Source organism: Streptomyces sp. NPDC050164, assembly GCF_044459945.1.
GTDB classification, from domain to species: domain Bacteria; phylum Actinomycetota; class Actinomycetes; order Streptomycetales; family Streptomycetaceae; genus Streptomyces; species Streptomyces coeruleorubidus_A.
The window spans coordinates 40,559-48,683 of the sequence record NZ_JBITJK010000058.1 but is presented as its reverse complement, the minus strand read 5'-3'; the positions used below and the strand labels follow the sequence as shown (position 1 = coordinate 48,683).

Genomic DNA, 8,125 nt, shown 5'->3' with positions numbered 1-8,125 from the left:
CCTCCGCCTTGCAGCTGCACGCACCAGACCCCGCTCACCGGCGCTGAAGAGATGCCGTCGATTCCCTGCGACCTGATCCAAACGACAGACCCTAGACGTCGACGTCCACCACGACCGGCGCGTGGTCCGACGCGCCCTTGCCCTTGCGCTCCTCGCGGTCCACGTACGCGTCCTTGACCGCCTTCGTGAACGGCTGGTTGGCGTACACCAGGTCGATGCGCATGCCGCGGTTCTTGGGGAAGCAGAGCTGGCGGTAGTCCCAGTACGTGAACGGGTGCTCGTACTTGAGGGGTCGCGGGACCACGTCGGACAGGCCCGCCTCGCGCAGGGAGGCCAGGGCGGCGCGCTCGGCCGGGGTGACGTGGGTGGAGCCCTCGAAGGCGGCGCGGTCGTAGACGTCGTCGTCCGTCGGCGCCACGTTGTAGTCGCCCATCACCGCGAAGGGGCGGCTGCCGGACGCGTCACCGGCGACGGCGGCCTTGAGCGCCTCGATCCACTGGAGCTTGTAGGCGTAGTGGGGGTGGTCCACCTCACGGCCGTTCGGCACGTAGACCGACCAGACGCGGAGCGGGCCGCACGTCGCCGAGATGGCGCGGGGCTCCACCGAGCCGTCGAAGCCGGGGTCGCCGGGCAGGCCCTTGACGACGTCCTCGATGCCGACGCGGGACAGCACCGCCACGCCGTTCCACCGGCCGGTCGCGTGGACCGCCGCCTCATAGCCCAGCTCGCGCAGCTGCTCCGTCGGGAACTGGTCCTCGGCGACCTTGGCCTCCTGGAGGCACAGCACGTCCGTGCCGCTGCTCTCCAGCCAGGCCAGGAGCCTCGGCAGGCGGGCGGTGATCGAGTTCACGTTCCAGGTCGCGATGCGCATGTCCCACAACCTACCCGGCGAGTCTGACAACGCGGCCCGGTCCCCCGGAGCCTCAGACCTCGGTGGAGTCGCCCGGCGTCAGCCGCAGGTGCTCCGAGCCGCCGAGCTGCCCGATCTGGCGGTCGTAGATGGGGCGGGCCAGGTCGGTGAGGTAGGCGTCGTGGATGTCGTAGGCGCGCTGCGGCTTGACCTCCCGGACGTAGTCGATGACCTCCGAGATCTTGCTCCAGGGGGCCATCACCGGGAGCATCAGCGTCTCGACCCGGTGGCCGGGGACGGTGAAGGCGTCGCCGGGGTGGAAGACCTTGCCGCCGTCGACGAGGTAGCCGACGTTGGTGATCCGCGGGATGTCCGGGTGGATCACCGCGTGGAGCTCGCCGTGGACCTGGATGTCGAAGCCGGCGGCGGTGAAGGTGTCGCCGTGGCCGACGGTGTGCACGCGGCCCGGGAAGGCGGACGAGATCTTCTCCGCGACCGACTTCAGGGTCCAGATCTCGGCGGCCGGGTTGTTCTCCATCGCGGCGCGCAGCCGGAACTCGTCGAAGTGGTCGGGGTGCTCGTGGGTGACGAGGATCGCGTCCGCGCCGAGCGCGGCGTCCTCCTCGCTGAACCCGCCCGGGTCGAGGACGAGGGTGCGGCCGTCCTTTTCCAGGCGGACGCAGGCGTGCGACTTCTTCGTGAGCTTCATGATTCCATCCTGCCTCCGCACTCCCCCGCGGGCTCACTCCTGGGGCGTGGTCTCCTCGCGGATGACCTGCTGGGCGACCTTGAAAGCGCTGTTCGCCGCCGGTACGCCGCAGTAGACGGCCGCCTGGAGCAGCACCTCCTTGATCTCTCCCGGGGTGAGGCCGTTGCGCAGGGCGGCCTTGGTGTGGAACGCCAGCTCGTCCAGGTGACCGCCGGCGACCAGGGCCGTGAGGGTGACGCAGCTGCGGGTGCGCCGGTCCAGGCCGGGGCGGTCCCAGATCTCGCCCCAGGCGTAGCGGGTGATGAACTCCTGGAAGTCCCCGGAGAACTCGCCGGCCTGTGCCAGCGCCCGGTCGACGTGTGCGTCGCCCAGCACCTCGCGGCGGACCTTGAGCCCGGCGTCGTAGGGGTCGGGCCGCCCCTGGGGCTGCGGCGGGACGACCGGGGCGATCTCGGCGAGGGGCCCGGTCTGGAGGGGCTGCGCGGGGGCGGCGGACAGGACGGGCTTGACGGCGGCCGCGGGCAGGGCGGTCTGGCCGGTGGAGGTCTCGAAGGCGGGCTGCCAGGCGGTGGAGAAGTGCCGCACCAGCAGGTCGGTGACGGCCGCGGGCTGCTCCACCGGCACCAGGTGGGAGGCGCCGGGGACGACGGCGAGGCGGGCGTCCGGGATGCCGGCGACCAGGGTGCGGGCCTCGGCGGGGCCGGTGACCTGGTCGTCCGAACCGACGAGGACCAGCGTCGGCACGCCGACCCGCCCGAGCTCGGACCGGACGTCGAACGAGGCGAGCGCCTCGCAGGCGGCGATGTAGCAGCCGGGGTCGGTGGTGCGCACCATCTGCACGGCCCACTCGGTGATCGCGGGCTGCGCGGCGGCGAAGCCGCCGGTGAACCAGCGCTCGGGCGCGGTACGGGCGATGGGGTCGAGGCCGTTCGTGCGGACGATCACGCCTCTCTGCCGGAACTCGTCGGCCGTGCCGAAGCGCGGCGAGGCGGCGATCAGCGCGAGGGAGGCGAGCCGCTCGGGGTGGCGCAGGGCCAGCTCGATGCCGACCGCGCCGCCGAACGCGCAGCCCGCGTAGCCGAAGCGCTGCACGCCGAGCCCTTCCAGGGTGGTCAGCAGCCGTGTGGTGAGGTCGGTGACCGAGCCCACCGGGTACGCGGGGGCGCCGCCGTGTCCCGGCAGGTCGAACCGGAAGACGCGCCACTGCTTGATCAGCTCGGGGATCTGGCGGTCCCACATGTGCCATGTGGTACCCAGGGAGGGACCCAAGATCAGGACGGGAGCCTCTTCTGGCCCGTCAAAGCGGTATTGCAGGGTGTTCGACGGTGTCTCGCTCACGCCTCAAAGCCTCTCACGTCTCACAGACACCCCTATAACGCGGAGGTGCGGGCGATCGACCAGGCCGTCGACGGCCTGGTCCGCGGCGAGGCCGCCTGGGCCGCCTGCGACCTGGCGAAGCGACGGAAACTGCTCGAGCAGATGCAGGCAGCCACCGCCGAAGCGGCCGAGGCGTGGGTGCGCACGGCCGGCGTCTACAAGCGGCTGCCCGGCGACAGTCCGCTGATCGGCGAAGAATGGATCACCGGCCCCTACCCGGTGCTGACCTCCCTCGGCGCGCTCGCCGCCAGCATCACCGCCCTGGGGGAGAACCGCAGTCCCGTCGACGGCTTCTCCTTCGGCCAAGCACCTGGCGGACGGGTCACGGTCCGCGTCCTGCCCGACAGCATTTGGGACCGCCTCCTGCTGAACGATCTCAGCGCCGAGGTGTGGATGCCGCCTGGCACCACGGAGGAGGAGGTGCGGGAGCGCGCGGGCCTCGCCCAGCTCCACCCGGCCGACACCGCAGGCGTCGGCGTCGTGCTCGGCGCCGTGGTTTCGTAGGTGGGAACGGACAACATTTGTCGGCGGTTTCCGGAAGCACTTAGCGATCACTCGGGTCGGAAATGTCGACGAGAAGTGACAACACCGGAGGCCGCAACTGATCCATGCCGTGCGCCTGGGTGAGTTTGATCCAGACGATCGTGGTCCGATGCGGGTATCCGCTGGACGCGTTAGTCGGGGAGGTGTCTGGGGGCGGTGATGCGGGCGGTGCTTGAAGGGCCGGATGGCGGTGGGGAGCCGGTAGTGAAGGGGCGTTGCTCAAACTCGCAGACGTCGCGCCGCAGGTCGCCGAGCACACGTCGTTCTTCTCGACCTTGATCGGCCTACCAGGTGACCGGAAGTTCACGCACGCCGTAGACCGGCATGGCCGGCCGCAGTGGCACTTCCTCGGGCGCGACAGTGAGACGTAGTGCCGGGAAGCGGCGAAGCAGTGCGGGGAGGGCGATGCGCATTTCGGCGCGGGCCAGTCGCTGCCCGAGGCACCGGTGGAGGCCGTGACCGAACGCGAGGTGTCCGGCCGTGGAGCGGGTGAGGTCAAGCGCGTCCGGGTCGGCGAAATGGTCAGCGTCCCGGTTCGCCGCGGAAAGTGCGACGGTGACGGACTCGCCGGCCTTGATCAGGCAGCCGTGGAGCTCGATGTCCTCGAGCGCGACACGGACCACGTGGTGGATGATCGTGAGGTAACGCAGTAACTCCTCGACCACCGCAGGGGCGTTTTCCTCCTTGTCGCGGACCTCGGCCAGCTGTGCGGGGTTGGCCAGCAGAGCGAAAGTGGCCAGTGCAAGCATGTTCGTCGTCGTCTCATGCCCGGCGATCAGGAGCAGGAGCGCCAGTCCGGCCCTCTCGTCCGCAGTAAGTCCCTCGTGCGCAGCGAGCCCGCTGAGCACATCTTCCTCTGGCCAGGAACGCTTGTGGCGCAGCAGGTCCCGTAGATATGCCATGAGCTCCCTGGCCGCCTCTTGCCGGCGTTCCGGTGTGAGGTCGACGTTCAAGAGCGTGGCGGCGTTCCGCTGGAACCCCTGCCTGTCGGAGTAGGGCACCCCGAGCAGTTCGCCGATCACTTGTGACGGGATCGGCAGCGCGAATGCCTTGAACAAGTCGGCCGGGCCCCCGGCGAACTCCATCGCGTTCAACTGGTCATTGACGATCGCTTCGATCTCCGGTTCGAGGAGCTTCATCCGGCGCACCGTGAAGTCACCGGTGAGCAACCGCCGATAGTGGTCGTGCTCGGGCGAGTCCATGCGGAGGAAGAATCCCGGCGGCACGGGCGCCGTTGCCGGCTGGGCAATCGGTGAGCGCATATGGTCCGGGCGGACGCTGAACCGAGGATCCGCCAGGATCGCCCGCGCTGCGGCGAAGCCGGTCACCAACCACCCCTGACCACCGTCGGCGTAGGTCATCCGATGGATCGGGCCGAGCCCCTGCCGGCGGCGCAGTTCCTCGGGCGGATCGAACGGGTTCTGGCGGGCCGTGGGCATGACTACTGCCGGGGACGTGCTCTCCATCGGCCGCTCCTCGGTCGGTACGGACCTCTCGATAAAACAGCACTCAATGCAAAACGTCAATGAATGCAAAATTACATCGCATGCGGTAAGCGGTAAGGTGCTGTCGTGACCAGCGATCCAGGGCTGCGCCAGCGGAAGAAGATGCGCACGAGGCAAGCGCTCATCGAAGGCGCCCTGCGATTGTTCGCCGAGAAGGGTTACGACCAGACAACCGTGGCGGAGATCGCGGCCACCGCAGACATCGCGACACGGACCTTCTTCAGCTACTTCGACAGCAAGGACGACATCGTCTTCTTCGACGACAGGTCGCGGCTGGAGCGCGCGGTCGAGATCATCGGAGAACGGCAGCCCGGCGAACCGGTGGCCGACCTGCTGCGGCGCGTCATCGACCAGAGTGTTTTCGCGGACACGGACTCGGAGTTGGCGCGGAAGGTCGGCCCGGCTCGGACCCGGCTGATCGCGTCGGTCCCGGCACTTCAGGCGCGCGAACTGCACCTGCTGTTCGACATCCAACTACAGCTGACCGAAGCGCTCCACCTCGCTTGCCCCGAGCTGGACCTCGTCGAGGCCGCCGCGGCGGTGGGCTCGCTGGTCGGGGCGATCAAGGTCGTCGTCGCCGCATGCCAAAAGCGGGGCGACCGGCCGGAGCAGACCTACAAAGCCGTTCAAAGGGCCACCGACATCGCGATCGACGGCCTCAACTCGCTCCCCCGCCCGGCTTAGCGTGTTCAGCGCACGCGCACTCGGTCGTGGCACGGATAGCGGTGAACGCAGTCTCTGGCCGGTTTTTGAGGCTCGGACGGGTCAGCCTGAGGCTGCGCTCTGCGCCCGGGCGGCCCGGGTGCTGGCGAGCCGGTAGGAGTCAGTGCCGGTTTCGATGATGTTCCCGCCGAAGGTGAGGCGGTCGACGATGGCCGCGCAAAGCCGCGGATCGGTGAATGTCTTTGTCCACCCCCCGAACGACTCGTTGGAGGCGATGGCGACACTGTTCTTCTCCTCCCGCTCCGTCAGCACCTGGAACAGCAGCTCAGCGCCCCTGCGGTCCAGCTCCATGTAGCCAAGTTCGTCTATGCAAAGGAGATCGACGCGTCCGTAGCGGGCGATGGTCTGGTCAGGATCTTCTCGTCCGCGGCCTCGACCAGCTCGTTGACCAGCTTGGTGGCGAGTGTGTAGCGGACCCGGAAGCCGGCCATGGCGGCCTCGGTGCCGAGCGCGATCAGCAGGTGGGACTTGCCAGTGCCCGAGTCACCGATCAGGCACAGTGGCAGCGCGGCGGCGGGCCCGGTCGTCGCACTCGGCCATCAGCAGTTCGGCGAGGAACCCCCGATACGACATCTGGTCCCGGGCGGCGGCTTCGGCCAGTTCGGGGAACTGGGCCCGGATAGTGGGCAGCCGGAGCATGCGGCATGCCTGGTCGACGGCGGCGTCGGCGGCCTGTTCGGTCAGCCCGCGATGGCGTTTGAGTGTCACGGCATCTCTTTCTGGAGGGCGGGGCGGGCGGCCGACTGCCGTGCTCGCAGCAGCTGGTCGTAGGCCGCGAGCGAGGGCAGCGGCCGGGTGTCGGAGGGCAGCTGGGCCAGCCGCCGTTCGGTCAGCGAGGTAACGTTCGTCCGGCCTGGCTCCGCAGGAACAACAGGAGCCGCGACCTCGTCGGCTTCGGCCGCCTTCCGGGCCTCCAGGGCGACCGCGTCTGCGGTCAGGGCACCGGCTCTGAGCGCGGAGGCGAGCCCGGCGACCAGGTGTTCGTGGGGGACGTGGCGGCCCAACAGCAGGATCTCGATGAGGGCCCGGGTGCCGTCCCGCTCGCCGTGGGCAGCCTTCGCCGCCTCCCACCAGGCGTCGTGGACCGGCGTGAACTTTCCTGCGGAACGGGCCTGTTCGAGGGCGGTGGCCCCGGGAAACGCGCCGGGCTTGCGGACCAGGGCTTCCAGGTAGTGGTCCAGATCCAACCGGGCCTTCCCCTTGGCGATCAGCCGTTCATGGCGGGCGACCTCCTGCTGGCTGTCGTAGACCACCAGCTCGGAGGCGTGCAGCATCGCCCGGACAGTTCGGCCGATCAGCCGCACCGGCACCGAGTAGCGATTGGTGCGGACACTGATCTGGCTGAAGCGGTCCACCCGCAGGCTGAACAGCCGCCCGGTCTCGAAGGGTTCGTCCGGCAGTGGCTGCAGCAGGGGCCGTTCGACGGCGAAGTACTCGCTCACCGGCCGCGGACGGGAGCCGATCCGGCGCCGTTCGTCCTCCTCGTCCCACTGCTCGATCATCACGTTCAGCTCGGCGAGGGAGGCGACCTCGGGGACGGGGACCATGTGATTGCGGCGGAACCAGCCGATCTCCCCCTCCACTCCGCCCTTCTCGTGGGCGCCCTCGATGCCAGGCAGGCAATACGCAGCATCGATGCCGAAGTGCGACCGGAACGCGGTCCACCGCTCGTTCTCCACGCGGGACCGCGAGCTGAGCACCCGGGAGACCGCGGAGCGGAGGTTGTCGTAACGGACCTTGCCGGTCGGGACACCGCCCAGCACGCTGAGAGCGTGGACGTGGCCTTCGAGGAACGCCTCCTGGCCGCAGGAGGCGAAGGCGCGGTGCACGGCCTTGCCCGAATACGACAGCCGCATCGCGAACACGAAGCAGGTGACCTGCTCACCGGCCAGGCGTACCTTCATGTCACCGAAGTCCACCTCCGCCTCGGCCCCCGGCCGGTGGGACTGCGGAATGAACGCGTGTACCACCCCGCGGCCGGCCTCAACGGCGATCTGGGGACGCCGGTCGGCGACATAGGCCCGCACCATCGGATAGGTCACCGCCTCCGCCCCGTGCTCGTCAGGAGCCGGTCGAAGATCCGCTTGACCGTGTGACGCTGCTTGCGCGGCGCATCCAGATCCGCCCGGAGCATCTGGTCGATCAACGGCTTGTAGGCATCCAGGCGGGTCCCGCGCGGCCGCGGCTTCTTCCGCGGCTCCGGCCAGACCGACTCCAACGCGGCCTTCACCGTGCGGAATCCGACTCCGTACTCACGCATCAAGGCCCGGTACGACATCCCTGCCCGGGCATCACGGCGGATCGCCGCGTACAAGTCGACCTTGGATTTCGGTGGCGCCATCGCTGCCTCATCCCGCAGAGCACGTCCATGCTCCCACCGCAAGCCCTCGGGTGTTGTCAGAACCCAGAGACATCGCC

Annotated in this window: 6 protein-coding genes and 2 pseudogenes; 2 read left to right on the top strand and 6 right to left on the bottom strand. The window is 69.3% G+C overall.

Going from position 1 to position 8,125, the window contains the following annotated elements; all coding sequences use genetic code 11:
• Positions 1–91 precede the first annotated feature (91 nt).
• From ACIBNA_RS42095 to pcaC, 3 genes are read right to left on the bottom strand one after another with little or no spacing between them, the layout of a single operon-like run.
• Positions 92–871 (bottom strand): exodeoxyribonuclease III, encoded by a 780-nt coding sequence (locus ACIBNA_RS42095; protein ID WP_399170616.1) that lies wholly within the window; start codon positions 869–871, stop codon positions 92–94.
• A gap of 52 nt (positions 872–923) precedes the next feature.
• A complete protein-coding gene (locus ACIBNA_RS42090; protein WP_399170615.1) occupies positions 924–1,559 on the bottom strand; it encodes an MBL fold metallo-hydrolase in 636 nt (211 codons plus the stop codon).
• Positions 1,560–1,592: 33 nt separating this feature from the next.
• On the bottom strand, positions 1,593–2,897 hold the full coding sequence (gene pcaC / locus ACIBNA_RS42085) for a 4-carboxymuconolactone decarboxylase (RefSeq protein WP_399170614.1): 1,305 nt from the start codon (positions 2,895–2,897) through the stop codon (positions 1,593–1,595).
• Between the two features lie 45 nt (positions 2,898–2,942).
• Here pcaC and ACIBNA_RS42080 point away from each other — a divergent pair, with 45 nt between their 5' ends.
• The gene (locus tag ACIBNA_RS42080) at positions 2,943–3,440 is read left to right on the top strand and encodes a hypothetical protein (protein WP_399170613.1); all 498 of its coding nucleotides are present in this window, start codon (positions 2,943–2,945) and stop codon (positions 3,438–3,440) included.
• A gap of 323 nt (positions 3,441–3,763) precedes the next feature.
• Here ACIBNA_RS42080 and ACIBNA_RS42075 read toward each other — a convergent pair whose 3' ends face one another.
• The gene (locus tag ACIBNA_RS42075; RefSeq protein ID WP_399170619.1) at positions 3,764–4,945 is read right to left on the bottom strand and encodes a cytochrome P450; all 1,182 of its coding nucleotides are present in this window, start codon (positions 4,943–4,945) and stop codon (positions 3,764–3,766) included.
• A gap of 105 nt (positions 4,946–5,050) precedes the next feature.
• Here ACIBNA_RS42075 and ACIBNA_RS42070 point away from each other — a divergent pair, with 105 nt between their 5' ends.
• Positions 5,051–5,668 carry a TetR/AcrR family transcriptional regulator gene (locus ACIBNA_RS42070; protein WP_230529747.1) on the top strand — a complete coding sequence of 206 codons (618 nt, stop codon included), beginning with the start codon at positions 5,051–5,053 and terminating at the stop codon, positions 5,666–5,668.
• An 81-nt stretch (positions 5,669–5,749) separates the two neighbouring features.
• Here ACIBNA_RS42070 and ACIBNA_RS42065 read toward each other — a convergent pair.
• Together ACIBNA_RS42065 and istA are read right to left on the bottom strand one after the other, a co-directional pair.
• Positions 5,750–6,415, bottom strand: a pseudogene (locus ACIBNA_RS42065) (ATP-binding protein).
• Positions 6,412–8,048: pseudogene (gene istA / locus ACIBNA_RS42060) on the bottom strand (IS21 family transposase). Before istA ends, ACIBNA_RS42065 begins: the two co-directional pseudogenes overlap by 4 nt.
• Positions 8,049–8,125 lie beyond the last annotated feature (77 nt).